This is a genomic window from Serratia grimesii NBRC 13537, from assembly GCF_001590905.1.
Taxonomy (GTDB): domain Bacteria; phylum Pseudomonadota; class Gammaproteobacteria; order Enterobacterales; family Enterobacteriaceae; genus Serratia; species Serratia grimesii.
Window position 1 is genome coordinate 116,360 of record NZ_BCTT01000005.1, and the last position, 23,912, is coordinate 140,271.

Annotated in this window: 23 protein-coding genes; 11 read left to right on the forward strand and 12 right to left on the reverse strand. The window is 54.3% G+C overall.

The window, feature by feature from the left end; translation table 11 throughout:
* Nucleotides 1–91 precede the first annotated feature (91 nt).
* The 3 genes from ttrB to ttrA are packed head-to-tail and all read left to right on the forward strand — an operon-like array spanning nucleotide 92 to nucleotide 4,957.
* Nucleotides 92–826: a tetrathionate reductase subunit TtrB gene (gene ttrB, locus SGR01S_RS05370; protein ID WP_061806785.1), complete on the forward strand. Its 735-nt coding sequence runs from the start codon at nucleotides 92–94 to the stop codon at nucleotides 824–826.
* On the forward strand, nucleotides 823–1,881 hold the full coding sequence (ttrC, locus tag SGR01S_RS05375) for a tetrathionate reductase subunit TtrC (protein ID WP_061806786.1): 1,059 nt from the start codon (nucleotides 823–825) through the stop codon (nucleotides 1,879–1,881). Before ttrB ends, ttrC begins: the two co-directional genes overlap by 4 nt.
* Entirely contained in the window at nucleotides 1,874–4,957 is a 3,084-nt protein-coding gene (gene ttrA, locus SGR01S_RS05380; RefSeq protein ID WP_061806787.1) for a tetrathionate reductase subunit TtrA, read from the forward strand. Before ttrC ends, ttrA begins: the two co-directional genes overlap by 8 nt.
* A gap of 39 nt (nucleotides 4,958–4,996) precedes the next feature.
* Here ttrA and SGR01S_RS05385 read toward each other — a convergent pair whose 3' ends face one another.
* A complete protein-coding gene (locus tag SGR01S_RS05385; protein ID WP_037424284.1) occupies nucleotides 4,997–5,551 on the reverse strand; it encodes a SadB/YajI family lipoprotein in 555 nt (184 codons plus the stop codon).
* Nucleotides 5,552–5,737: 186 nt separating this feature from the next.
* On the opposite strand from SGR01S_RS05385, the gene nrdR reads away from it, so the two are divergent.
* From nrdR to pgpA, 6 genes are all read left to right on the forward strand, one after another.
* Nucleotides 5,738–6,187 carry a transcriptional regulator NrdR gene (gene nrdR / locus SGR01S_RS05390; protein ID WP_037424287.1) on the forward strand — a complete coding sequence of 150 codons (450 nt, stop codon included), beginning with the start codon at nucleotides 5,738–5,740 and terminating at the stop codon, nucleotides 6,185–6,187.
* 10 nt (nucleotides 6,188–6,197) lie between these two features.
* On the forward strand, nucleotides 6,198–7,307 hold the full coding sequence (gene ribD, locus SGR01S_RS05395) for a bifunctional diaminohydroxyphosphoribosylaminopyrimidine deaminase/5-amino-6-(5-phosphoribosylamino)uracil reductase RibD (protein ID WP_037424290.1): 1,110 nt from the start codon (nucleotides 6,198–6,200) through the stop codon (nucleotides 7,305–7,307).
* Between the two features lie 243 nt (nucleotides 7,308–7,550).
* A complete protein-coding gene (ribH, locus tag SGR01S_RS05400) occupies nucleotides 7,551–8,021 on the forward strand; it encodes a 6,7-dimethyl-8-ribityllumazine synthase (RefSeq protein WP_037424293.1) in 471 nt (156 codons plus the stop codon).
* Between the two features lie 20 nt (nucleotides 8,022–8,041).
* Nucleotides 8,042–8,458, forward strand: coding sequence for a transcription antitermination factor NusB (gene nusB / locus SGR01S_RS05405; RefSeq protein WP_061806788.1), 417 nt, complete (start codon nucleotides 8,042–8,044; stop codon nucleotides 8,456–8,458).
* Between the two features lie 51 nt (nucleotides 8,459–8,509).
* Complete coding sequence (gene thiL / locus SGR01S_RS05410; protein WP_037424296.1) at nucleotides 8,510–9,493, forward strand: thiamine-phosphate kinase; 984 nt, start codon at nucleotides 8,510–8,512, stop codon at nucleotides 9,491–9,493.
* A gap of 1 nt (nucleotide 9,494) precedes the next feature.
* The gene (pgpA, locus tag SGR01S_RS05415; RefSeq protein WP_037424299.1) at nucleotides 9,495–9,989 is read left to right on the forward strand and encodes a phosphatidylglycerophosphatase A; all 495 of its coding nucleotides are present in this window, start codon (nucleotides 9,495–9,497) and stop codon (nucleotides 9,987–9,989) included.
* A 46-nt stretch (nucleotides 9,990–10,035) separates the two neighbouring features.
* Here pgpA and SGR01S_RS05420 read toward each other — a convergent pair whose 3' ends face one another.
* From SGR01S_RS05420 to xseB, 4 genes are all read right to left on the reverse strand, one after another.
* On the reverse strand, nucleotides 10,036–11,010 hold the full coding sequence (locus SGR01S_RS05420; RefSeq protein WP_037424302.1) for an aldo/keto reductase: 975 nt from the start codon (nucleotides 11,008–11,010) through the stop codon (nucleotides 10,036–10,038).
* Between the two features lie 106 nt (nucleotides 11,011–11,116).
* The gene (dxs, locus tag SGR01S_RS05425; protein WP_061806789.1) at nucleotides 11,117–12,982 is read right to left on the reverse strand and encodes a 1-deoxy-D-xylulose-5-phosphate synthase; all 1,866 of its coding nucleotides are present in this window, start codon (nucleotides 12,980–12,982) and stop codon (nucleotides 11,117–11,119) included.
* A gap of 158 nt (nucleotides 12,983–13,140) precedes the next feature.
* A complete protein-coding gene (gene ispA, locus SGR01S_RS05430; protein ID WP_037424308.1) occupies nucleotides 13,141–14,061 on the reverse strand; it encodes a (2E,6E)-farnesyl diphosphate synthase in 921 nt (306 codons plus the stop codon).
* A 5-nt stretch (nucleotides 14,062–14,066) separates the two neighbouring features.
* Nucleotides 14,067–14,330, reverse strand: a complete 264-nt coding sequence (xseB, locus tag SGR01S_RS05435; protein WP_037424311.1) for an exodeoxyribonuclease VII small subunit — start codon at nucleotides 14,328–14,330, stop codon at nucleotides 14,067–14,069.
* Nucleotides 14,331–14,562: 232 nt separating this feature from the next.
* Here xseB and thiI point away from each other — a divergent pair, with 232 nt between their 5' ends.
* Nucleotides 14,563–16,011 (forward strand): tRNA uracil 4-sulfurtransferase ThiI, encoded by a 1,449-nt coding sequence (gene thiI / locus SGR01S_RS05440; RefSeq protein WP_037424314.1) that lies wholly within the window; start codon nucleotides 14,563–14,565, stop codon nucleotides 16,009–16,011.
* 149 nt (nucleotides 16,012–16,160) lie between these two features.
* On the opposite strand, the gene yajL is transcribed toward thiI, so the two are convergent.
* Nucleotides 16,161–16,751 (reverse strand): protein deglycase YajL, encoded by a 591-nt coding sequence (yajL, locus tag SGR01S_RS05445; protein ID WP_061806790.1) that lies wholly within the window; start codon nucleotides 16,749–16,751, stop codon nucleotides 16,161–16,163.
* Nucleotides 16,714–17,625 carry a 2-dehydropantoate 2-reductase gene (gene panE / locus SGR01S_RS05450; protein ID WP_061806791.1) on the reverse strand — a complete coding sequence of 304 codons (912 nt, stop codon included), beginning with the start codon at nucleotides 17,623–17,625 and terminating at the stop codon, nucleotides 16,714–16,716. Before panE ends, yajL begins: the two co-directional genes overlap by 38 nt.
* A 182-nt stretch (nucleotides 17,626–17,807) precedes the next feature.
* Here panE and SGR01S_RS05455 point away from each other — a divergent pair, with 182 nt between their 5' ends.
* Nucleotides 17,808–18,299, forward strand: a complete 492-nt coding sequence (locus SGR01S_RS05455) for a YajQ family cyclic di-GMP-binding protein (protein ID WP_037424321.1) — start codon at nucleotides 17,808–17,810, stop codon at nucleotides 18,297–18,299.
* A 203-nt stretch (nucleotides 18,300–18,502) separates the two neighbouring features.
* Here SGR01S_RS05455 and SGR01S_RS05460 read toward each other — a convergent pair whose 3' ends face one another.
* The 5 genes from SGR01S_RS05460 to cyoB form a co-directional block, all read right to left on the reverse strand.
* A complete protein-coding gene (locus SGR01S_RS05460) occupies nucleotides 18,503–19,867 on the reverse strand; it encodes an MFS transporter (RefSeq protein WP_037424323.1) in 1,365 nt (454 codons plus the stop codon).
* Between the two features lie 200 nt (nucleotides 19,868–20,067).
* Nucleotides 20,068–20,958 (reverse strand): heme o synthase, encoded by an 891-nt coding sequence (gene cyoE, locus SGR01S_RS05465; protein ID WP_012005526.1) that lies wholly within the window; start codon nucleotides 20,956–20,958, stop codon nucleotides 20,068–20,070.
* 17 nt (nucleotides 20,959–20,975) lie between these two features.
* Nucleotides 20,976–21,314 (reverse strand): cytochrome o ubiquinol oxidase subunit IV, encoded by a 339-nt coding sequence (locus tag SGR01S_RS05470; RefSeq protein ID WP_037424324.1) that lies wholly within the window; start codon nucleotides 21,312–21,314, stop codon nucleotides 20,976–20,978.
* Nucleotides 21,311–21,928 (reverse strand): cytochrome o ubiquinol oxidase subunit III, encoded by a 618-nt coding sequence (locus tag SGR01S_RS05475; RefSeq protein WP_037424326.1) that lies wholly within the window; start codon nucleotides 21,926–21,928, stop codon nucleotides 21,311–21,313. Before SGR01S_RS05475 ends, SGR01S_RS05470 begins: the two co-directional genes overlap by 4 nt.
* Entirely contained in the window at nucleotides 21,918–23,909 is a 1,992-nt protein-coding gene (cyoB, locus tag SGR01S_RS05480) for a cytochrome o ubiquinol oxidase subunit I (RefSeq protein ID WP_061806792.1), read from the reverse strand. Before cyoB ends, SGR01S_RS05475 begins: the two co-directional genes overlap by 11 nt.
* Nucleotides 23,910–23,912: the final 3 nt, after the last annotated feature.

A 23,912-nucleotide genomic window follows, 5' to 3' on the forward strand; every position in this document is an offset into this window, starting at 1 on the left:
GGAATGTGGTAAACCACAATATTGGCGATCGGTTACCGTTTTTACACTCCGTTGTATCAGTTCCCCGGCGAATACTTATTGGGAGAAATCAATGGACAGTGGGAAACGGCAATTTTTACAACGACTCGGTGCGCTGACCGCCGGTGCCGCGCTGGTGCCATTGGCGCAATCAGGGTGGCAGTTGCAGCCGGCTCGGCGGGAGGGTGACAGTAAAAGGCGCATGGCAATGTTGATTGATCTGCGCCGCTGCATCGGTTGCCAGGCATGTACAGTCAGTTGCGCAGTAGAGAACCGGCTACCGCAGGGGCAATTCCGCACCAGTGTACAGCAATATCAGGTCACCCTGGAGGGCCAGGATTCGACAACCAACGTGTTGTTACCGCGGTTGTGCAACCATTGTGATAATCCGCCTTGCGTGCCGGTTTGTCCGGTACAGGCAACTTTCCAGCGTCAGGATGGCATCGTGGTGATCGATAACACCCGCTGCGTCGGTTGTGCCTACTGCGTACAGGCCTGCCCTTATGAGGCTCGGTTTATCAATCACGAGACCCAGACTGCCGACAAGTGTACTTTCTGCGTGCATCGGCTTGATGCCGGCCTGCTGCCCGCTTGCGTTGAATCTTGCGTAGGCGGCGCGCGGATGATCGGTGATCTTAACGATCGGCAAGGTGCACTAAGACGTGCTCTGGATGAACATCAGGCGCAGCTTAAGGTACTGAAACCGGAACAAGGGACCCATCCTCAGGTGTTCTATCTGGGGCTTGATGAGGCATTTGTCAGTCACGTTCGGGGACAACCGGCGCTGTGGCAGGAGGTGCATTCATGATCCGCGAAATTATGGCTCGTCCACAGGAAATCGCCTGGTTACCCTGGGCGGTACAGTACTTTTTCTTTATTGGCATGGCATGCGGCAGCATCATTATTGCCGTCTGGTTGCGCTGGCGCGAGCCAAATAAGACGTCACGTCTGGAACTGGCTGCTGTGTCGTTGGCAGTGGTAAGCGGTACCGTCGCACCGCTGGCTTTGAGTGCAGACTTGCATCAACCCGCGCGTATTTGGCATTTCTACGCGTACTTCACCCCATGGTCATGGATGTCTCTCGGCTCGCTGTTTTTACCGCTGTTTACCCTATTAGTGGTCAGCTATTTCGTCTTGTTGCTGCGTAATCAGTTAAGACCGAAAACCTTGCCGTTTTGGGCGCGTTGGTTGATGTTCCGACCGGCATGGCGTGAGGAAACGTGGCTACGCTGGGTGGCGTTGGCCACCTTAGTGTCGGCGGCTAGCATCTTGCTCTATACCGGACGTGAAGTTTCTATTCTGCGGTCGCAGCCGCTGTGGTTCAGCCTTTGGCTGCCTTGGTTGTTGTTGATGACGGCCATGCAGGCCGTTTCGCCACTGCTGGCCTATTGGCTGCGTCAGGATGTTCAATGGCAACCACGTCTGGCACGTTATCAGGCCGTCACGCTTGTGCTGTTGTGTCTTTCTTGCCTTGGCTGGTGGGTGGATGGCAGCGCGTCTTCTTCTGCGTTACACCAGTTGTCGACTCAGGGCATGGTCTGGTGGATGGCTGGTATCGCTTTTGTCGCAATGACGTTATTGCTGTTGGTGTTGGCAGGGCGAATGTCCAACCAGCGGCTAAGTGCCAATGGGCTGCTGGGACAGTGCGTTGTGGCATTGTTGCTCTGCTGGGGTGTGCGTTGGATGTTGCTGATGCAAACCCAAACGCTGCCCAAATTCAATGTCGTGGCCAATCCCTATGTGTTGCCGCTTGGTAGCGAAGGGTTGCTGGCGATTCTGGGTACCCTGGGGTTGTGGATAGCGTTAATCATTGGAATTCGTGAATTGCAGCACCGGCTGATGGAGAAAAAACACTATGGCTAAGTCAACGCGGCGTCAGTGGTTAAAAGGCGGACTCGCACTGGGTGGATTGACGCTATTTGGTGCCAGTTATAGCGAGATGGTGCAAAAAGTCTTTACCGGCTTGCGAGACGGCAGCAGTGGTAAATTGACGCTGGACAGGATCAGCGCCAACGCGCTCCCGACAGAAGGGATTCGACACCCTGATGGCTGGCAAGCTAATCCACAGCAGGCGGTGTCCATGACCCAATGTTTTGGCTGCTGGACGCTTTGTGGTCTGCGGGTCAGGGTTGATCGTGACAGCAACCAGATATTGCGGGTGGCGGGCAACCCCTATCATCCCTTGTCTCACGATCACCACTTTCCTTATCGTTTGCCGGTCAGTGACGCGCTCAACCGTTTGGGTGGCGATGAAGGCCTGGAGCAGCGATCGACAGCCTGCGCCCGCGGAGCGACTTTATTGGAAGGGCTGACCAGCCCTTATCGGGTACTGGAACCGATGAAACGGGTAGGTCCGCGCGGCAGCGGTCAGTGGCAACGGATCAGCTTTGAACAGTTGATCCATGAGGTGGTCGAGGGCGGTGATCTTTTTGGCGAGGGGGCGGTTGAGGGATTACGGGCGATCCGCGATCTTGATACACCACTCGATCCGAAACAACCTTCACTGGGGCCAAAGGCCAATCAGTTGCTGGTCACCAATGCCGGTGATGAAGGCCGAGACGCTTTTATTAAGCGTTTTGCACAGAATGCTTTTGGGACGCGTAACTTTGGCCATCACGGGGCTTATTGTGGGTTGGCCTACCGTGCGGGATCCGGGGCCCTAATGGGGGATCTGGAAACGAATGCGCATGTGAAACCCGATTGGGATCACTTGCGTTTTGGGCTGTTTCTCGGTACTTCGCCAGCGCAGTCCGGCAACCCGTTCAAACGACAGGGGCGGCAGTTAGCCAATGCCCGCATGCGCGATGAATTCCGATACGTGGTAGTGGCGCCAGCATTGCCCTTGACCACCACGCTGGCCAACGATCACAACCGTTGGGTGCCGGTGTTGCCGGGCACTGATTCTGCATTGGCGATGGGTATGATCCGCTGGATTATTGAGCAAGAACGTTATAACGCCGACTATCTGACATTACCTGGCGAGGTGGCAATGCAGGCCGCCGGGGAAAAAAGTTGGACCAACGCCACGCATTTGGTCGTGATCGATGAGGATCATCCGTTGTGTGGGCAGTTTTTGCGTCAGGTGCATTTGGACGGTGTTACAACCGGGGAAGCTGAAAGCCCGTCTTTGGTCTGGGATGCACAGCGGGCTGAGCCGGTATCGTCGAATGAGGCTCTACAGGGGCAGTTGCGGGTGGAGCAACAATTACGGCTGGCTGATGGTTCGCAGGTTCAGGTTCGCTCGAGTTTCCTTTGCCTGCAACAGGCTGCTGAGCGTTTTACGCTGACTGAATACGGCAGCCGGTGTGGTGTCAATGCTGAGACCATTGCGGCACTGGCCAAAGAGTTCACGTCTTACCAGCGGCAAGCGGCGGTGATTGCTCACGGTGGCATGATGAGCGGTAACGGTTTCTATAACAGTTGGGCTGTGATGATGCTCAATGCGCTGATCGGTAACCTGAACCTGAAGGGCGGCGTCTCGGTAGGCGGCGGTAAGTTCAAGGAGTTTGCCGATGGGCCGCGTTATAACTTGAAAACCTTCCCAGGCATGGTGAAACCGAAAGGGCTGGTATTGTCGCGCAGCAAACAGGCGTATGAACAATCAGACGAGTATCGTCGCAAGGTTGAACAAGGGGAGAAACCCTACCCGGCCCGTGGGCCATGGTACCCCTTTGTGGCGGGACAGTTCACCGAACAACTTGCTCCGGCGCTGATGGGTTACCCCTATCCGCTAAAGGCCTGGATCAGCCATATGGGTAACCCACTTTACGGTGTTGCCGGCCTGCGTGAAGTGATCGAAAGTCGCCTTAAAGATCCACGGCAACTTCCGCTGTTTATTGCAGTCGATGCCTTTATTAACGAAACCAGTGCCTTGGCAGATTACATTGTGCCGGATACGCACAACTTCGAAAGCTGGGGGTTTACGGCACCCTGGTCAGGCGTGATGGTGCGATCGAGCACTGCGCGTTGGCCTGTCGTCCCGTCGCGAACTGTGAGCACGGCTGAGGGGCAGCCGGTGGCACTAGAAAGCTTTGTCATTGCGTTGTCGAAGGCAATGGCGCTGCCGGGGTTTGGTGATGCCGCCCTACAGGATACGCAAGGCAATGCTTTTGGGTTGCACACTGCGGAGGATTATTACCTGCGTGCTGCCGCCAACGTGGCTTTTGCAGGAGAGCCATTGCCTGAGGCAACAGAAAGCGAGCTACGATTGACCGGCGTGGACCGCCTGCAACCGGCGCTAGACACGGTGCTGAAAGCTGATGAACGGCTGCGGGTAGGTTATATGTTGGCGCGTGGCGGGCGTTTTGCGCCTTACGAGCAAGCCTGGAAAGGGGATGAAACCGGTCCGCAATGGAAGAAGGGACTGAATATCTGGAATGAAGAGGTGGCACGTCACCGCCATGCGATGACGGGGGAGCGTTACAGTGGGTGTCCGACGTACTATCCACCACGTTTTGCCGACGGCTCAGACGTGGGCAAACACTATCCACCGGATGTGTGGCCGTTCCGTTTGATGTCGTTTAAGTCGCATCTGATGAGCAGTTCGACAGCGCCGATTGACCGCTTGCGTGCGGTGAAGCCAGTTAATCTGGTGGCGCTTAATCCGGTCGATGCTGTGCGCTATGCGTTACAGCATGGCGATCGGGTTCGGTTGCAGACCCCAGGTGGCAGCGTTGAGGCGCAAGTCAGCTTACTTGATGGCGTGATGCCGGGTGTTATTGCTATCGAGCACGGATACGGTCATCGTGAGATGGGAGCACGTGCGCACTTGCTGGATGGGCAGCCGATGGCGGCAGACCCGCGTATTGCCGCCGGCATCAATCTCAATGATCTTGGGTTGCCCGACCCGACCAGAGAAATCAGTAATAGCTGGCTTGATTGGGTCAGCGGCGCGGCGGTACGTCAGGGATTACCGGCAAGGTTACAACGGCTGGGATAATCTGAAGGCCCAGTCATCGATGATTGGGCCTTATTTTTGTCAGTTTTGCGCGGTAGCTACCGTAACAGGTTCTACGCTATGCAGCCGCACAAACCCCAGTTGTTCAGGTGCCAGGCCGCTGAAGCGTAGCTCAAAAGTATGCTCTGATTTAGGCAGCAGTGAGTCTGCACTGGCGATAGGTTGCGAAAGGGAATCTGTCGCCAGGGGTTTGCCGGTGGCAGGATCCAACTGGCCCCATTCCACCACTGCTTTGAACGCGGGCAGGGATGCCTGTGAAAGCGTGCGGACGTGCAATAAGGCTTGGGTGCCGTTAGCCTCGGTTTTCACGTGGCTCAGTGACACGCTCAGTTCGCCGAGGCTGCTCTGCAAGCGTGCGGCATTGTTGGCCGCTGGCAGCAGATAAACACCGCTGGTGGAGTTTTTATTCAGCTGGTTTTGCTGTTCCAACGCGGTAGCCTGATTAGTCAGGGTGGTTAACTGCTGATTCAGCGCAACTACCTGATTGTGCAGTTTTGGCACCTCGTGGTTTTGTGCGCAACCTGTCAGCAGGGCCAGTGTGCTCAGCAGGATAATCTTGGGGTAATGGGTTGTCATCGCGGGGATTTCCTATTCAACATCTCCTTTTATCAGCTTAGTCCGCCTGGCGGGGAAAGTCATCCAAGCCCTTCTTCGGCCTGTCGTTCCGGATGCGGGCTCGCAACAAATGGCCGACGGCCTTTGTTGTGGCCGCACTTCGGGGTAAACTGCTCTTAACTATGAAAACGTTTATCAGGACGTGTTATGCATTGCCCTTTCTGCGCCGCTGTTGATACCAAAGTCATTGATTCCCGTTTGGTGGGTGATGGTTCGCAGGTGCGCCGTCGCCGCCAGTGTTTGGTTTGTAATGAACGTTTCACCACCTTTGAAGTGGCTGAGCTGGTGATGCCACGGGTAATAAAAAGCGATGATGTGCGTGAGCCATTTAACGAAGACAAGCTGCGTCGTGGCATGCTGAAGGCGTTGGAAAAACGCCCGGTCAGTTCTGACGACGTGGAAAACGCGATCAACCACATTAAATCCCAATTGCGTGCCACCGGCGAGCGCGAAGTGCCAACCAAATTGGTCGGCAACCTGGTGATGGATGCGTTGAAAAAGTTGGATAAAGTCGCCTATATCCGCTTTGCCTCGGTGTATCGCAGCTTTGAAGATATTCGCGAATTCGGCGAAGAGATCGCCCGTCTACAGGATTAAGGGACCCTTCATGCATAACGATGAATTCTACATGGCACGCGCCTTTGAACTGGCGCGGCTGGGGCGTTTCACTACCGCACCGAACCCGAATGTCGGCTGTGTTATTGTGCGCGATGGCGAAATCGTTGGTGAAGGTTACCACCTGCGAGCCGGTGAACCCCATGCAGAAGTCCATGCGCTGCGCATGGCGGGCGAAAAAGCACGTGGTGCCACCGCCTATGTTACGCTGGAACCTTGCAGCCATCATGGCCGCACACCACCTTGCGCCGATGCACTGGTGGCCGCTGGGGTTGCCCGTGTCGTAGCTGCGATGCAAGACCCGAATCCAGAAGTGGCGGGGCGTGGCCTGTACAAATTACAGCAGGCGGGGCTGGATGTACGTCATGGTTTGATGCTAGCCGAAGCTGAAGCGGTGAATCTGGGCTTTCTCAAGCGGATGCGCACCGGTTTCCCTTATGTACAATTGAAACTTGGCGCCTCTCTCGATGGTCGTACGGCGATGGCGTCCGGTGAAAGCCAATGGATCACCTCGTCCGAGGCACGCCAAGACGTACAGCGGCTGCGAGCACAAAGCGCGGCGATTCTCAGTACCAGTGCCACTGTATTGGCTGACGATCCATCACTGACGGTGCGTTGGGATGAGCTGGATGCCGAGACTCAACGTATTTACCCACGAGAAAACCTGCGGCAGCCATTGCGCATTATCCTCGACAGCCAAAATCGCGTTACTCCGCAGCACCGGGTGGTGCAACAACCGGGGCCAACCTGGCTGGCACGTTTGCAGCCGGATGACCAGGTTTGGCCACAGGATGTCGAACAACTGACCTTCCCGGCACATGGTGCGGGGATTGATCTGGTCGTGATGATGATGCAATTGGCGAAACGACAAGTGAACTCCATCTGGGTCGAGGCTGGCGCGCACTTGGCAGGAGCTTTGTTGCAGGCCGGGTTGGTCGATGAGCTCATTTTGTACATCGCGCCAAAATTGTTGGGCGATAATGGCCACGGTTTGTGCCACTTACCGGGCCTGGAGCATTTGGCGGATGCGCCGGAATTCGTATTCAGCGAAGTGCGGCACGTCGGGCCCGATTTGCGGTTGCGATTGAAAGCAAAATACTGATTTTAATGTCTGAGTGTCGGGATTGTTGGTCTTTTACAACACCGACAGCACAGGCTGGTGCTCGTTAATAATTGGCGTTACATCAAGGCGGCAAGCGCATGTATCCCGATGAGCTTACACAAGTAAGTGATTCGAGTAGGGGAGCGTAGCCAACACAGATGCAGCTTCAAGTATGACGGGTATAAAGAATATGATAGAATCCGCCCCCCTGCGGGGTACTGAACCCATTTTTAAGGAAAGCCCATGAAAGTTATCGAAGGTGTTGTTGCTACTCCAAATGCCCGTGTGGCGATTGCAATTGCACGTTTTAACAATTTCATCAACGACAGCCTGCTGCAAGGTGCTATTGACGCACTCAAGCGCATTGGTCAGGTTGCTGACGACAACATCACTGTTGTCTGGGTCCCGGGCGCTTACGAGTTGCCGCTGACTGCACGCGTGCTGGCTAACACCGGCAAATATGATGCAGTGATCGCACTGGGCACCGTTATCCGTGGGGGCACCGCGCACTTTGAATATGTCGCGGGCGAAGCCAGCTCTGGCCTGGGCAGTGTTTCTATGAACACTGAAATCCCGGTTGCCTTTGGCGTGCTGACAACCGAAAGCATCGAACAGGCTATCGAACGTGCTGGCACCAAAGCAGGCAACAAGGGCGCTGAAGCGGCTCTGACCGCACTTGAAATGATTAATGTTATCAAAGCTATTAAAGCCTGAATTTAGTTAAGGGGAATTCCGTGAAACCTGCTGCTCGTCGCCGCGCTCGTGAGTGCGCTGTTCAAGCGCTTTACTCTTGGCAGTTGTCTAAAAATGACATTGCCGATGTTGAACACCAGTTCCTGTCGGAGCAAGATGTCAAAGATGTAGACATCGCCTATTTTCGGGAGCTGCTGTCCGGCGTGGCGGTGAATGCAGGTCTGCTGGATAGCCTGATGGCACCTGTCCTGTCGCGCCAGCTCGAAGAGCTGGGCCAGGTAGAAAGAGCCGTTCTGCGTATTGCGCTGTTTGAGCTGAAAATGCGTGAGGATGTGCCTTACAAAGTGGCAATCAATGAAGCGATCGAGTTGGCGAAAACCTTCGGCGCTGAAGACAGCCACAAGTTTGTGAATGGTGTGCTGGATAAAGTGGCACCAAGCATCCGCAAGAAAAAATAAAGAATTAAGGCCGGTATCCCCGGCCTTAATTTCATCTATTGGAATATGACCATGGCATGTGGCGAATTTGACCTCATTGCCCGCTATTTTGACCGGTTTAAGAGTCTGCGCCGGGACGTACAGTTGGGCATTGGAGATGACTGCGCACTTCTGACAGTGGCAGAAAAACAGCTTTTGGCCGTCAGTACCGACACTCTGGTTTCGGGCGTTCACTTCCTGTCGGATATCGATCCGGCCGATCTCGGCTACAAAGCACTGGCCGTCAATCTGAGCGATTTGGCCGCCATGGGCGCCGATCCCGCTTGGCTTTCACTGGCATTAACCCTGCCGGACGTGAATGAGCCTTGGCTGAAGGCGTTCAGTGACAGCCTGTTCGAACAACTTAATTATTACGGCATGCAGTTGATTGGCGGCGATACCACACGCGGCCCATTAAGCATGACGTTAACCATTCACGGCCTTATCCCAGCGGGTCGGGCGTTGACCCGCAGCGGCGCTCGCATTGGTGACTGGATCTACACCACCGGTACGCTGGGTGACAGCGCCGCCGGTCTGGCTATTTTGCAGGATCGTCTGCAGGTGGTGGACGTTGACGCACGTAATTACCTGGTTGGTCGTCATCTGCGGCCACAACCACGTGTATTGCAGGGACAGGCGCTGCGCGATCTGGCCAGTTCGGCGATTGATATTTCGGACGGTTTGATTTCGGATCTGAAACACGTGCTTAGCGCTTCCGAGTGCGGTGCGCGGATCAACCTCGATGAGCTGCCGTTGTCACAGGCGTTAAGCAGCAATGTGGACGTTGAGCAGGCATTGCGCTGGGCGTTGACCGGCGGTGAGGATTACGAACTCTGCTTCACCGTGCCGGAAATCAACCGTGGTGCACTGGAGGTGGCGTTAAGCCATCTGGGCGCTGACTATACTTGTATTGGTCAGATTGGCCCGCTTTCCGAAGGCATCAAATTCTACCGCAACGATGAAGCAGTGGAATTGCCATGGCGTGGCTTTGACCATTTCAGTGAAGGACAGGCGTAACATGGATGAAGCTAAACGCCGCTTGCGGATGAGTAATCCGTGGCACCTGCTGGCAACCGGCTTCGGCAGTGGTTTGTCGCCAGTCATGCCTGGGACGATGGGATCACTGGCTGCGATTCCGTTTTGGCTGCTGCTGATCCAACTGCCTTGGCAACTGTATTCACTCTTAGTGATGTTCAGTATCTGTATCGGTGTTTATCTGTGCCATCAGACCGCCAAAGACATGAAGGTGCACGATCACGGCAGCATCGTCTGGGACGAGTTTGTCGGTATGTGGATCACGCTGATGGCACTGCCGGTCAACGACTGGCAATGGGTCGCAGCTGGTTTCGTGATTTTCCGTATTTTGGATATCTGGAAGCCATGGCCGATTCGCTGGTTTGATCGCAACGTTCATGGCGGCATGGGCATCATGGTCGATGACATCGTCGCTGGGGTGTTTTCCGCCGGTATTATCTACCTGATTGGGCACCACTGGCCGGTTGGGTTGTTCTGATGACAAGGGCGCAGTGCAATACTGCGCCCTTGAGCACCACGCTACGCTATTCAAATCCTGTCACATGATGCGGCACATAGGCCGTTTCCAGCTCGGCAATTTCCTCCGGTGTTAACGTAAGATCGACGGCGGCGACGGCGTCTTCCAGATGGTCATGGCGTGATGCGCCGATAATTGGGGCGCTGACGACCGGCTTACTCAACAGCCACGCCAGTGCAACTTGCGCACGGGACACACCGCGTTCTTCGGCAATACTGGCTACGCGCTCTGCGATAATGGCATCGATGCCTTCGGTTTCATCGTACAGGTTTTTACCAACCTGATCAGACACCAGCCGTGCAGTGCTTTCTCCCCAGGGGCGTGTTAAGCGGCCCCGCGCCAGTGGGCTCCATGGCAGTACTGCAATGCCTTCGGCAGCGCACAGCGGCAGCATCTCACGCTCTTCTTCGCGTTGGATCAGATTGTATTGATCCTGCATGCTGACAAAGCGTGTCCAGCCGTGCAGATCGGCGGTGTACAGCGCCTTGGCAAACTGCCAGGCGTACATCGAGGATGCGCCGATGTAACGCGCCTTACCGGCTTTCACCACTTCATGCAGCGCTTCCAGCGTTTCCTCCAGCGGCGTTTCATAATCCCAGCGGTGAATCTGCAACAGATCAACATAATCGGTGCCCAAGCGCCGCAAACTGTCGTCGATGGACTGCATGATTTTGGCGCGCGACAGCCCGCGCTCCAGATTGCTCAGTGGGAAATAGACTTTGGTGGCAATCACCACTTGGTCACGGCGGGCATAATCGCGCAGTGCTCGACCAACAATCTCCTCACTGCTGCCATCTGAGTAGCTGTTGGCGGTGTCAAAGAAGTTGATACCGGCATCCAGGGCCTGCTTCAGCAGCGGGCGACTGCTTTCTTCGGGTAGCGTCCAGGCGTGATTGCCACGGCTGGGTTCACCGTAGGTCATGCAGCCCAGACAGATACGCGAGACGTTCAGGTCGGTGCTGCCCAGTTTCAGATACTTCATGCTTGCCTCCCGTGTTAGCACAGAACTTTAACTGTAGCGGATTTTCAGGAGGCAGAAATGAAAACGCCCCCGCAAAGCGGAGGCGTCGGTCAATGTGACGTAGGGATTATTGCGCCAGCCATACATCGATTTGCCGCTGGATGCCTGCGGTATCCAGACCCAGATCGACGCGGACTTCTTCCTGGCTGCCCTGAGAGACAAAATAATCCGGCAGGCCGATATTCAGCACAGGGACTACACGGCGCTTGGCCATCAGCAACTCGTTTACGCCGCTGCCGGCACCGCCCATAATGGCGTTTTCTTCCAGTGTAACCAGTGCATCGTGGCTGGCCGCTAGTTTCAGCACCAGTTGTTCGTCAAGTGGCTTCACGAAACGCATATCCACCAACGTGGCGTTCATGGCTTCCGCCACCTGTGCCGCTTCCGGCAACAGGGTCCCGAAGTTCAGGATTGCCAGCTTTTCACCTTCGCGGCGGACCACGCCTTTGCCTATCGGCAGTGCGCTGAGCGGCTCCAGTGGTGCACCGGTGCCGTTGCCACGTGGATAGCGCACGGCGCTTGGGCCTTCATTATAGTGATAACCGGTGTACAGCATCTGACGGCACTCGTTCTCGTCGCTTGGCGTCATGATCACCATGGTTGGGATACAACGCATGAATGACAGATCGAATGCACCTTGGTGAGTCTGGCCGTCGGCGCCGACAATGCCGCCACGATCGATAGCAAACATCACCGGTAACTTTTGAATGGCGACGTCGTGAATCAACTGATCGTAAGCACGTTGAAGGAAGGTGGAATAAATTGCCACCACCGGCTTATAGCCGCCAATCGCCAGCCCGGCGGCGAAGGTCACCGCATGCTGCTCGGCGATAGCCACGTCAAAATATTGCTGTGGATAGTCACGGGAGAATTGCACCATGCCAGAGCCTTCACGCATTGCGGGAGTGATGGCCATCAGCGAGCTGTCCTTGGCGGCCGTTTCACACAGCCAATCACCAAAGACTTTTGAATAGGTTGGCAGGCCCCCCGCGCTTTTCGGCAGAGTACCACTGGCTGGATCGAATTTGGGTACCGCATGGAAACTGATTGGATCTTTTTCCGCTGGGGCGTAACCACGGCCTTTTTTGGTCATGATATGCAGCAACTGCGGGCCTTTCAGATCGCGCATGTTTTTCAGCGTGGCAACCAGACCCTGGACATCGTGACCGTCGACTGGGCCAATGTAGTTAAAGCCCAGCTCTTCGAACAGCGTGCCCGGCACGACCATGCCTTTCAGGTGTTCTTCGGTGCGTTTGACCAGCTCTTTGATTGGCGGCAAGCCAGAGAGTACTTTTTTTCCGCCCTCACGCAGGGTGGAGTAGAGTTTACCGGAAAGCAGCTGTGCCAGATGGTTATTCAGGGCACCGACATTCTCTGAGATCGACATTTCGTTGTCGTTCAGAACCACCAGCATGTCTGGGTTAATGTCGCCAGCGTGATTCATGGCTTCAAACGCCATACCAGCGGTGATTGCGCCATCGCCGATCACGCAGACGGTGCGGCGATTTTTGCCTTCGCGCTCCGCTGCTACCGCCATGCCGAGCCCAGCGCTGATCGATGTAGAGGAGTGGCCAACCGACAGCACATCGTATTCGCTTTCCGCACGCCACGGGAAAGGATGAAGGCCATTTTTCTGACGAATAGTGGCGATTTTGTCACGGCGGCCGGTCAGAATTTTATGTGGGTAGGCTTGGTGGCCAACGTCCCATACCAGGTGATCGAACGGTGTTTGGTACACATAGTGCAACGCCACCGTCAGTTCGACGGTACCCAGCCCGGACGCAAAATGGCCGCTGGAGCGGCTGACGCTGTCCAGGAGGTATTGCCGAAGTTCGTCACACAGTTTCGGCAGGCTCTCTTTTGGGAGCGAGCGGAGTTCATCGGGATTTTCCGCTAGCGCCAAGGTCGGGTATTTGGCTATATCAAGACTCATTCGATACTCATATCAGAGGATTTTACCCTTCATCTTTCAAGGTGCAGCGGTGTTGACCGCTTTCTCTCATCCCGGTCACCGGGATGACCCAGTTCCGGGGGTTTCGCTCAGTTTCCGCCTGGCTGCAACTTGAAATCAATTGGGTATTACGTCACACGTTAATTGTCGCGTTCAATAATGAAGCTGGCTAACGCTCGCAATGGCGCTGTGTTATAAGATTGTGCTGCCAAAGTATCTAATGCAGCTAAAGCTTCCTGATAGAGATCCCACGCTTTTGCTTTCGCGCTGTCAAGCCCGAGCAAAGCTGGATAGGTGCTCTTTCCATGTTGCTGGTCTGCGCCTTGGCGTTTGCCTATTTTTTCGGTTTCGCCGACCACATCTAAAATATCATCCTGTACCTGAAACGCCAGACCAATTGCGGCCGCGTAACGGTCGAGCTGCGGCAACGCTGCACGGCCAGGTTCACCCGCAGCCAAGGCTCCAAGGCGAACTGCGGCGCGGATCAATGCGCCGGTCTTATGGCGATGGATCTGCTCCAATGCTTCCAGGCCAACCTGCTGATCTTCGGCTTCGAGATCCAGCGACTGGCCACCACACATACCCGCAACACCGCTGGCGGTAGCCAACTCGGAAACCATCGCCAACCGATCACGCAACGCCACATCGGGCATATCGGCATCGGCCAGAATGGAAAATGCCAGCGTTTGCAGGGCATCGCCGGCCAAAATGGCGTTGGCCTCACCAAATTTGATGTGGCAGGTCGGCTGACCACGACGCAGGTCGTCGTCGTCCATTGCCGGCAGATCGTCATGGATCAGTGAATAGGCGTGAATGCATTCTACCGCAGCTGCGGGCGCATCCAAATTATTCAGTGATACACCAAACATCTGCCCAGTGGTGTATACCAGGAACGGACGTAGGCGTTTGCCGCCCAGCAACGCGCCATGACGCATTGCCGCCACCATATTGCCATTGTTGAACGGCAACGGTGCGATAAAATCCAGCAGCGTGCGGTCGGCCCGCTGGCGTAACGCCTGCAACTGGTCAGAAAAAGCGGTTTGTTGGACGGTCTCGGACATGGTGATTACTCGGCATCCGGTGTGAAAGGCGCCAGTGCAGTATCATCGGCACTGTCGTTAAGCAGAATTTGTACGCGTTGCTCCGCTTGTTGAAGCTTCTGCTGACCCTGACGCGCCAGCTGTACGCCACGCTCGAACTCATTGAGTGCATCTTCCAACGGCAATTCACCCGATTCCAGACGCGTTACGATGCTTTCAAGCTCGCTGAGGGAGCTTTCAAAGCTGACGCTTTGCTCTGTACTGTCTGATTGTGCAGGTTTTTTCGGCATAATTTTCTTTTTACATCATCATGTGAACAGTAGCGCCAGAGCCTATCCTAGCGGATTTTGATTAGCAAATCATGGCGCGCATGTGTGGTTTTGTGCACCGAGCCCCACCAGATGGTGGTATACTCTGCGCCGCAAATGCGATTGATAAAACATTCGGCAGCCCCGAGGGTTTTATCAATCGCATATACATTGTAAATCCTTTTCCCACGTAATTCTGACAATAAAGACCGCCATGAAGTTTATCATTAAATTGTTCCCGGAAATCACCATCAAGAGCCAATCTGTGCGCTTGCGCTTTATCAAGATCCTCTCGACCAGTATCCGCAACGTCCTGAAGCAGTATGATGAAACACTGGCGGTTGTCCGTCACTGGGATCATATCGAAGTTCGCGCCAAAGATGAAAATCAGCGTCCGATTATTGCTGACGCACTGACGCGCATTCCCGGTATACACCACATTTTGGAAGTGGAAGACCGTGACTATACCGACATCCACCATATTTTCGAGCAGACGCTGGAAGCCTACCGTGAACAATTGGAAGGTAAAACCTTCTGTGTGCGCGTCAAACGCCGTGGCAAGCAGGACTTTAACTCCCAGGACGTTGAGCGTTACGTCGGCGGCGGTCTGAACCAGCATATTGAAAGTGCACGCGTTAAGCTGTCGCATCCGCAGGTGACGGTCAATCTGGAAATTGAAGACGACAAGTTGATGTTGGTGAAAGCCCGTCGTGAAGGCATCGGTGGTTACCCTGTGGGTACACAGGAAGACGTGTTGTCGCTGATTTCTGGTGGTTTCGACTCGGGTGTTTCCAGCTATATGCTGATGCGTCGTGGTTGCCGCGTACATTATTGCTTCTTCAACCTGGGGGGCGCGGCGCATGAAATTGGCGTGCGTCAGGTAGCTCACTACCTGTGGAACCGTTTTGCCAGTTCGCACAAGGTGCGGTTTATCGCTATCGATTTTGAACCTGTGGTGGGCGAGATCCTGGAAAAGGTCGAAGACGGCCAGATGGGTGTGGTGCTTAAGCGCATGATGGTTCGTGCTGCTTCGCAGATTGCCGAACGTTATGGCGTGCAGGCACTGGTGACCGGTGAGGCCTTGGGCCAGGTGTCCAGCCAGACGCTGACGAACCTGCGCCTGATCGACAACGCGTCCGATACGCTGATCCTGCGTCCGCTGATCTCCCACGATAAAGAACACATCATCAAAGTGGCGCGTGAGATTGGCACCGAGGATTTTGCCAAGACTATGCCGGAATACTGCGGCGTGATTTCGAAAAGCCCGACGGTAAAAGCAATCAAAGCGAAAATCGAAGAAGAAGAGGGTAACTTTGATTTCAGCATTCTCGATCGTGTGGTGAGCGAAGCCAAGAACGTGGATATTCGTACTATCGCCGAGCAGACGCAGGAACAGGTTACCGAAGTGGAAACCGTGGCGGCGTTTGGCACTGACGAGGTGATCCTGGATATTCGTTCTAACGACGAACAGGAAGACAAGCCACTGAAGTTGGATCAGGTTGAGGTAAAATCACTGCCGTTCTACAAGCTCAGCACCCAGTTTGGCGATTTGGACCAGAGCAAAACCTACCTGCTGTACTGTGAGCGTGGCGTGATGAGCCGCCTGCAGGCGCTGTATTTGCTGGAGCAAGGGTTCACTAACGTGAAGGTCTATCGACCATAATCCACTTCATACTTAAAGCTGCAACTGTGTTGGCTGCGTACACTGACCCGGTCACTTACTCAGGTAAGCTCCCGGGGATTCCCGTACTAGCCGCCTTATTGCAACTCCAATTATTTTGCGGATTTTAGACTTTATTTCAGAACGGGGGATTAATCGCGGAAATCGTACATCCCCGGTATTAACACCAGCTGAGCGGCGATCTCCGCCGCTTTGGCTTTACCCAGCAGCAAATCAATCAGCTTCAGCGCAAACTCCATTGAAGTTCCCGGCCCCTGGCTGGTGAGCAGATTAACGCGCGCATCATAAACCACACGGCGCTCCATCCATTTATCCGCGGGAATGTGTTCTTTCAACCCTGGGAACCCGGTCATATTGCCGATGGGGAACAGATCGTGGTGTTGTAACACCAGTGCCGGTGCTGCACAGATGGCGGCGACGATATGGCCTTGCAGATGCATTTGGCGCACTTTCTCCACCAGCAGTGGACTGTCACGAAAACATTCGGCACCTTTCAATCCGCCGGGTAGCACGATGGCATCAAAAGGCTCGTCCACAATCGACACCAGCGGGGCATCCGCCAACAGTTTAACGCCGCGTGAACAGACAATTGTCAGATCGCCATCGCTCGCCACACTGGCCGTGGTGACTTTAACGCCTGCTCGCACCAGCAGATCGATGGTGGTGACGGCTTCGGTTTCTTCGCTACCAGGTGCCAGGCAGACCAGCGCCGATACGCTCATATTCATTTTCCTTTCGCTTTATCAATTCAAACAGCCGCGCATTTTCTGGCAGGGTTACGCCGTGGCTACGTGCGCGGCGCAGCAGGTAGCCGGTAATGTAGTCGATCTCTGTGTGGCGTTGGGTACGGATGTCTTGCAGCATCGAAGAAATGTTGTCTGCGGTACTCTGGATCACGGCCATGACGTACTGTAGCAACCCCTCGCAAGAGGTGTGGTAGCCCTCCATTTCCATCACACTGGAGACTTCGCGGCAGATAGCTTCAACTTGCTCTGGATAGCGCTGAAGATCACCATTACGGCAGTTATACAGCGCCGTTAACGGGTTGATCACGCAGTTGACGGCTAACTTACACCAATTCGCAGAGGCAATATTATTGTGCCAGGCGACATCCGGCAACGCTTGATGTAACACCTCTGCCAGGTGGCTGAGGGATATCGCCGCAGGGGAGGTCGGGCCAATATGAGTGGTTCCGCCAGCGACATGGATAATAGTGCTGCCGTCATGGCGTGCTGCATGGGTTGTCGTCCCCTGCAATATCGGCTGGTTGTTTGCTGGAAGTTCGTCCTGAGTACCCATACCGTTATGCAGTAACAGGATGGCACAGCGCGGGTTTAACTTCGGCAACAGCGCACTGACTGCGCCGGACACCTGCCAGGCTTTCAAGGTGACCAGTAGCAATTCACTCTGCGCCAAATGTTCGGGATCGTTAGTGGGCAAATTACGGTTGAACGAGGGGCCATTAGGCTCAATTACGTTCACTGCGCAGAAGGGTTGTGGCACACGTAACCATCCCTGTACGTCGTGGCCCTGCTGATAAAGCCGAGAGAGCCACAGCTGTCCGAGCGCACCGCAACCAAGAATAGTTATTTTCATCCAGACTCCTTGGGGGAACGGGGATATCGCTCAATTACTGTCGTATAATTATAGACTTTTCTGCTGTTCGACGGGTTATTCGCCAACAGGTTAGGCAGATTTTGCCTGAGGCCTTAAAGCGGTTATCATGCTCGGCATCGAAATCGCCTATCGCATTAGGCTCTCATTCAGGAGGAAGAAGTATGCCATCTTTCGACATTGTTTCCGAAATTGATATGCAGGAAGTGCGTAACGCCGTTGAGAACGCCACGCGCGATCTTGGCACCCGTTGGGATTTCCGTAACGTGCCGGCCAGTTTTGAGCTGAACGAAAAAGACGAAAGCATCAAAGTCGCCAGCGAGTCTGATTTCCAGGTGCAGCAGTTGCTCGATATTCTGCGTGAAAAGCTGAGTAAACGCAGCATCGAAGGCAGCGCGCTTGAGATCCCGGAAGAAATGACCCACAGCGGTAAAACCTACAGTGTGGACGCCAAGCTCAAGCAAGGTATCGAAACCGCCCAAGCGAAGAAAATCGTCAAGCTGATCAAAGATAGCAAGCTGAAAGTCCAGGTACAGATTCAGGGTGATGAAGTGCGGGTAACCGGCAAATCACGTGACGATCTGCAGGGCGTGATGGCGCTGGTACGCGGTGCCGATCTGGGACAGCCGTTCCAGTTCAAGAACTTCCGCGATTAAGGTTTTTGCGACGGTGAAGATCTTGAAGGGCCAGCTTGCTGGCCCTTTAGTTAGATGACAAAGTTGTCTTTGAATCCGAGATACTCGGGCCTAGCGCACCGAGGGGCGCTCCGGCGGGCAAGCCGCTACGACCCCTTCGGCACGCTCTCCCTAATAATGGGCTTTGTCAGTAGTCTGAAGGGCCAGCTTGCTGGCCCTTTTCTTTACAGTGAATTCACCAGCGCTTCCAATTGGCCGCGGTTGGTTTGTTTGGTATCGACCTTCACGTAGGCGCTGCGTTCTTCCGGCACCACTATCGCTTCCGCCACACCCGGCTGGGCTTTCAGACGGCTTTCCAATGCTGAATCCTTCACGGCCAGTTCCGACAGGGTAATACGCAGGCTACTGACGTAGGGCGGTTCTTGCATGGTACTGCTGACCAAGAACCAAATGGCAGCCAGCACCGCGCCAGCGATAAACACCAGTCCAGCGCCTTGGAGGCCATACAGGAAACCGCCCAGACTGCCACCGATCGCCACGCCAATAAACTGGCTGGTAGAGTACACGCCCATCGCTGTGCCTTTATAGCCTGCCGGAGACTCTTTACTGATCAGTGAAGGCAAGATTGCCTCCATGACGTTGAATGCCATAAAGAACAGCTGTACACCCGCAATAATGCCCCACAGGTGTGCGCCGGACAGCCACAACAGTATTTCAGCGCAAAACAGTACCGCCACGCAACCCATGAAGACTTGCTTCATTCGGCGTTTCTTCTCGGCATAAATGATAAAGGGTACTACGGCGGCAAAAGAAACCAGCATGGTAACCAGATAGACAATCCAGTGTTCGCTTGGTACCAAACCGGCTTTTTCCATCGCCAATGGCAGTGCCACGAAGCTGGACATCAGCAGAATATGCAGGCACATGATGCCGAAATTCAGTTTTAGCAGACGGGAGTTGCTCAGCACTTTGCTGAAACTACCGCGAACTATACTGGATTCACGGTTCAACACGTGATGGCTTGCGGAAGGCACAACCGCTAGAGTAATCACGATACCGGCCAATGCCAGCACGGCAATCATCCAAAACAGTGCATGCAGACCGAAGGCGTGGGTGACAATCGGGCCGACGACCATGGCAATTGCGAAGGTAATACCGAAGCTGACCCCGATAAATGCCATGGCCTTGGTACGGTTCTGTTCCCGAGTGAGGTCAGACAGTAACGCCATGACTGCCGCCGCGATAGCACCAGAGCCTTGTAATGCCCGACCAAGAATTACGCCCCAGATAGAATCGGTTGCGGCGGCGATAACGCTGCCAAGCGCAAAGATCAGCAACCCGCCGACGATCAGTGGTTTGCGGCCGATACGGTCTGAGATCAGACCAAAGGGGATCTGGAAAACAGCCTGCGCCAGGCCGTAAATACCGATGGCAATACCGATCAATGTTTCGCTGGCACCGTTCAACGCCATGCCATAGGTGGTCAGTACCGGCAGCACCATAAACATGCCGAGCATGCGCAGTGAAAATACCGTTCCTAATCCCCAGGTCGCCCGACGTTCCAGTGGGGTCATTGCATTATCGTTCATTAAAACCTCATTAAAAGCCATTCCGTCAGGTTATCGGTGATAACGCCTGATGGGATAGCTTCTGTTAAAACTGCGTCATTTTAGTGTGAAGGGCAGGGGGGGTAAATCTAATGTTGTTTAGCAGATATTACAGTTCGTCGGCTTTTGGGCGAGACAAATAAAATGGGCCGCGAAAGCGGCCCATTTACAGACGATTTGGCTTACCAGACGTAAGTCATCAGCGCTTCCGGCGCCGCTGTGGCGCTGAAGTCGATAGACATCATGACGCTCAGCGAGGTAATGGCAACGATCGAGAACACGAATAGCTTACGTGCCCAAACGCTGTCATTTTCGGTTTTGTAACCACGCAGTGCCATGCCCAGCCACCATACGCTTACCGCCGCAGCGACGATCAGGTATTTGTAGCCAGCGTAGCCGCCCAGGGTCAACATCAGAGTGGCAATCATAAACGCCACAATGTAGACCGTGATGTGGTTCTTCGCGACCGAAATGCCTTTGACGACCGGCAGTACCGGAATGTTGGCTGCCTGGTAATCTTTAAAGCGGAAGATGGCAATCGCATAGGAATGCGGCATCTGCCACAGGCTAAAGATAGCCAGCAGGATCAACGCACCAGCGTCGAACTCATTGGTGACTGCACAGTAACCGATAACCGGTGGCGCAGCGCCCGACAAGCTGCCGATCAACGTGCCGTATACCGAGTGGCGTTTCATGTACAGGCTATAGACACCGACATAAACCACGAAGCCCATCACCGCCAGCCACATGGCCAGCGGGTTGGCACCGATATACAGCAACGCAAAGCCCGCAATACCCAGAGCGGTAGCATAAACCAGGCTTACACTCGGCGCGATCAGGCCCTTAACCAGCACCCGATTCTTCGTTCTCTCCATTTTCTTGTCGATGTCGCGGTCAATGTAGTTGTTAAATACACAGCCCGAAGCGACAACCAACGAGACCCCCACCAGGGTGGCGAGAAACAGGGGATAGTCGATGCTCCCTTTGGAGGCGAGCAGGAATCCCCCGACGACAGAAATTAAATTGCCGAAAATAATTCCTGGTTTAGTTACTTGCAGGTATTGCTTAATCATCACGTCCAGCTCTGCTCTTAATCGACCATCATATTGATGTTGAGGTTGTACATAATCCAGAGTGAACCCACAACAACGATACCGATGATCATAGCGGTGAACAGCAATGCCACCAGGTTCCAGCGCTCTTCCGATGAGGTATTCATGTGCAGGAAGTAAATCAGGTGAACAACCACCTGAATCACGGCCATGCCGACTACAACCGCCAGGATAGTGGAGTGAGAGGCCGCGCCGCTCATCACCATCGCAAATGGAATCACCGTCAGGATGATCGACAGAATAAAGCCGATCAGATAGGTCTTAACGCTACCGTGGCTTGCGCCGCCGTGAGAAGTTTCATGGGATGAATGACTCATGACATAACCCCCAGCAAGTAAACAACGGTGAATACGCAGATCCAGACCACATCCAGGAAGTGCCAGAACAAGCTCAGGCACATCAGACGGGTTTTGTTAGTTGATGTCAGACCACGCTTGCTGACCTGAATCATCATGATAACGATCCAAACCAGGCCGGTAGACACGTGCAGACCGTGGGTAGCAACCAGTGCGAAGAAGCCGGACAGGAACGCACTGCGGTCCGGACCATAGCCTTCAACGATCAGGTGATGGAATTCATAGATTTCCATCGCTACGAAGCCCAGACCAAACAGGAAGGTCAGGAACAGCCAGGTATTAACGCTGCCAACCTTGCCTTTGTTCATGCCGATCATCGCCATACCGTAGGTGATGGAGCTGAACAACAGCAGGAAGGTCTCAACCAGAACAAACTTCAGATCGAAGATGTCTTTGCCAGAGGGACCGCCAGCGGTCCCGTTCACCAGTACTGCATAAGTCGCGAACAAGCTCGCAAACAAAATACAGTCGCTCATCAGGTAGATCCAGAATCCGAAGACTTTGGTCTCTCCTGCGTCGTGGTGCCCATGCTCTGCATGGGCTGCGTTATGGTTAGTCAGAGTATCAGTTGACATGTTTCACGCCTGCTTTGCTGATTTGTTCATAGTGTTGGTTTTCAATGCGCTCGATTTCATCAACCTGCACATAGTAATCAACATCTTCATCGAAGCTCTTGGCAATCCAGGTCACGATCATACCTACGAAGGCAGCGATCGCCATCCACCAGATGTCCCAGATCATCGCGAAACCAAATACCAGGCTGAAGCCAGCAATAATCACACCGGCACCGGTATTTTTCGGCATATGAATCGGTTCGTATTTCGCCGGTTTCTTATAAGCTTCGCCTTTTTCTTTCATGTCCCAGAACTCATCACGGTCATGAATCTGTGGCACTACAGCAAAGTTATAGAACGGCGGTGGAGACGAAGTAGACCACTCCAGCGTACGAGCACCCCATGGGTCACCGGTCAGGTCACGGTTCTGCTCACGGTCACGCACACTGACGTAGATCTGAATCAGTTGGCACAAGATACCGCAGGCAATCAGAGCCGCGCCGCCAGCTGCTACCAGCAGCAGTGGGTGGAACTCTGGGTTGATGTTCTGGCTGATACGACGAGTCATACCCATAAAGCCCAGAGCATACAGCGGCATGAAGGCCACGAAGAAACCGATGATCCAGAACCAGAACGCACGGATACCCCAGGTTTCGTTCAGCGTGAAGCCGAAGGATTTAGGGAACCAGTAAGTCAGGCCAGCGAAGCAACCGAACACCACACCACCGATAATCACGTTATGGAAGTGGGCAATCAGGAACAGACTGTTGTGCAGCACGAAGTTCGCACCCGGTACTGCCAGCAGAACGCCGGTCATCCCACCTACGGAGAAGGTGATGATGAAGCCGATGGTCCACAGCATTGCGGAATTGAGCTGAATGCGGCCCTGGTACATGGTGAACAGCCAGTTGAAGATTTTCACCCCGGTCGGGATGGAAATGATCATGGTGGCGATACCGAAGAAGGCGTTAACGTTCGCGCCGGACCCCATGGTAAAGAAGTGGTGCAGCCATACGATGAACGACAGAACGGTAATCGCGATGGTTGCCCATACCAGTGAGGTATAGCCGAACAGGCGTTTTCTTGAGAAGGTCGCGGTGACTTCAGAGAACACACCAAACACTGGCAGAACCAGGATATACACCTCTGGGTGACCCCAGGCCCAAATCAGGTTGATGTACATCATCATGTTGCCGCCCATATCATTGGTAAAGAAATGGAAGCCCAGGTAGCGATCCAGGGTCAGCAACGCGATGGTAACAGTCAGAATTGGGAAAGAAACGATGATCAGGACGTTAGTACACAGCGCCGCCCAGGTGAACACCGGCATCTTCATCAGAGGCATGCCAGGAGCACGCATCTTCATGATGGTTGCGAAGAAGTTCACACCGGTCAACAAGGTACCCAGACCAGAAATCTGCAGACTCCAGATCCAGTAATCGACCCCGACGCCAGGACTGTATTCCTTACCTGATAGCGGCGGATACGCCAGCCAACCGGTCTGCGCAAACTCACCCACCCCCAGAGAGATGTTGATCAGGACGACACCCACCACGAAGAACCAGAAACTCAGGGAGTTCAGGAACGGGAAGGCAACGTCGCGCGCACCGATTTGCAAGGGTACAACCACGTTCATCAGGCCGACCACGAAAGGCATCGCCATGAAGAAGATCATGATTACGCCGTGGGCGGTAAAGATCTGGTCGTAGTGGTGCGGTGGCAGGAATCCGGCCTCGCCGGCGGACGCAAGCGCCTGCTGGCTACGCATCATGATGGCATCGGCAAAACCACGCAGCAACATAACCATTGCCACGATGATGTACATGATACCAATTTTTTTATGGTCGACCGAAGTCAGCCAATCGCTCCATAGCCATTTCCACTTGCCGAAATAGGTTATCAGCGCCAGCAGTGCCAGGCCCCCGATAACAATTGCAGCAACGGTGACCATGATGATCGGTTCGTGGTACGGAACCGCATCAATCGTTAATTTTCCCAACATCAG

Bases quoted from the DNA above. Each gene is read 5' to 3' on its own strand.
- SGR01S_RS05455 (WP_037424321.1), top strand. From the start codon at position 17,808: ATGCCATCTTTCGACATTGTTTCCGAAATTGATATGCAGGAAGTGCGT.
- SGR01S_RS05385 (WP_037424284.1), bottom strand. From the start codon at position 5,551: ATGACAACCCATTACCCCAAGATTATCCTGCTGAGCACACTGGCCCTG.
- xseB (WP_037424311.1), bottom strand. From the start codon at position 14,330: ATGCCGAAAAAACCTGCACAATCAGACAGTACAGAGCAAAGCGTCAGC.
- SGR01S_RS05470 (WP_037424324.1), bottom strand. From the start codon at position 21,314: ATGAGTCATTCATCCCATGAAACTTCTCACGGCGGCGCAAGCCACGGT.
- yajL (WP_061806790.1), bottom strand. From the start codon at position 16,751: ATGAGCGTATCGGCGCTGGTCTGCCTGGCACCTGGTAGCGAAGAAACC.
- thiI (WP_037424314.1), top strand. From the start codon at position 14,563: ATGAAGTTTATCATTAAATTGTTCCCGGAAATCACCATCAAGAGCCAA.
- SGR01S_RS05460 (WP_037424323.1), bottom strand. From the start codon at position 19,867: ATGAACGATAATGCAATGACCCCACTGGAACGTCGGGCGACCTGGGGA.
- cyoE (WP_012005526.1), bottom strand. From the start codon at position 20,958: ATGATTAAGCAATACCTGCAAGTAACTAAACCAGGAATTATTTTCGGC.
- nrdR (WP_037424287.1), top strand. From the start codon at position 5,738: ATGCATTGCCCTTTCTGCGCCGCTGTTGATACCAAAGTCATTGATTCC.
- ribD (WP_037424290.1), top strand. From the start codon at position 6,198: ATGCATAACGATGAATTCTACATGGCACGCGCCTTTGAACTGGCGCGG.
- ispA (WP_037424308.1), bottom strand. From the start codon at position 14,061: ATGTCCGAGACCGTCCAACAAACCGCTTTTTCTGACCAGTTGCAGGCG.
- cyoB (WP_061806792.1), bottom strand. From the start codon at position 23,909: ATGTTGGGAAAATTAACGATTGATGCGGTTCCGTACCACGAACCGATC.
- dxs (WP_061806789.1), bottom strand. From the start codon at position 12,982: ATGAGTCTTGATATAGCCAAATACCCGACCTTGGCGCTAGCGGAAAAT.
- ttrA (WP_061806787.1), top strand. From the start codon at position 1,874: ATGGCTAAGTCAACGCGGCGTCAGTGGTTAAAAGGCGGACTCGCACTG.
- ribH (WP_037424293.1), top strand. From the start codon at position 7,551: ATGAAAGTTATCGAAGGTGTTGTTGCTACTCCAAATGCCCGTGTGGCG.
- ttrB (WP_061806785.1), top strand. From the start codon at position 92: ATGGACAGTGGGAAACGGCAATTTTTACAACGACTCGGTGCGCTGACC.
- SGR01S_RS05420 (WP_037424302.1), bottom strand. From the start codon at position 11,010: ATGAAGTATCTGAAACTGGGCAGCACCGACCTGAACGTCTCGCGTATC.
- thiL (WP_037424296.1), top strand. From the start codon at position 8,510: ATGGCATGTGGCGAATTTGACCTCATTGCCCGCTATTTTGACCGGTTT.
- ttrC (WP_061806786.1), top strand. From the start codon at position 823: ATGATCCGCGAAATTATGGCTCGTCCACAGGAAATCGCCTGGTTACCC.
- SGR01S_RS05475 (WP_037424326.1), bottom strand. From the start codon at position 21,928: ATGTCAACTGATACTCTGACTAACCATAACGCAGCCCATGCAGAGCAT.
- pgpA (WP_037424299.1), top strand. From the start codon at position 9,495: ATGGATGAAGCTAAACGCCGCTTGCGGATGAGTAATCCGTGGCACCTG.
- panE (WP_061806791.1), bottom strand. From the start codon at position 17,625: ATGAAAATAACTATTCTTGGTTGCGGTGCGCTCGGACAGCTGTGGCTC.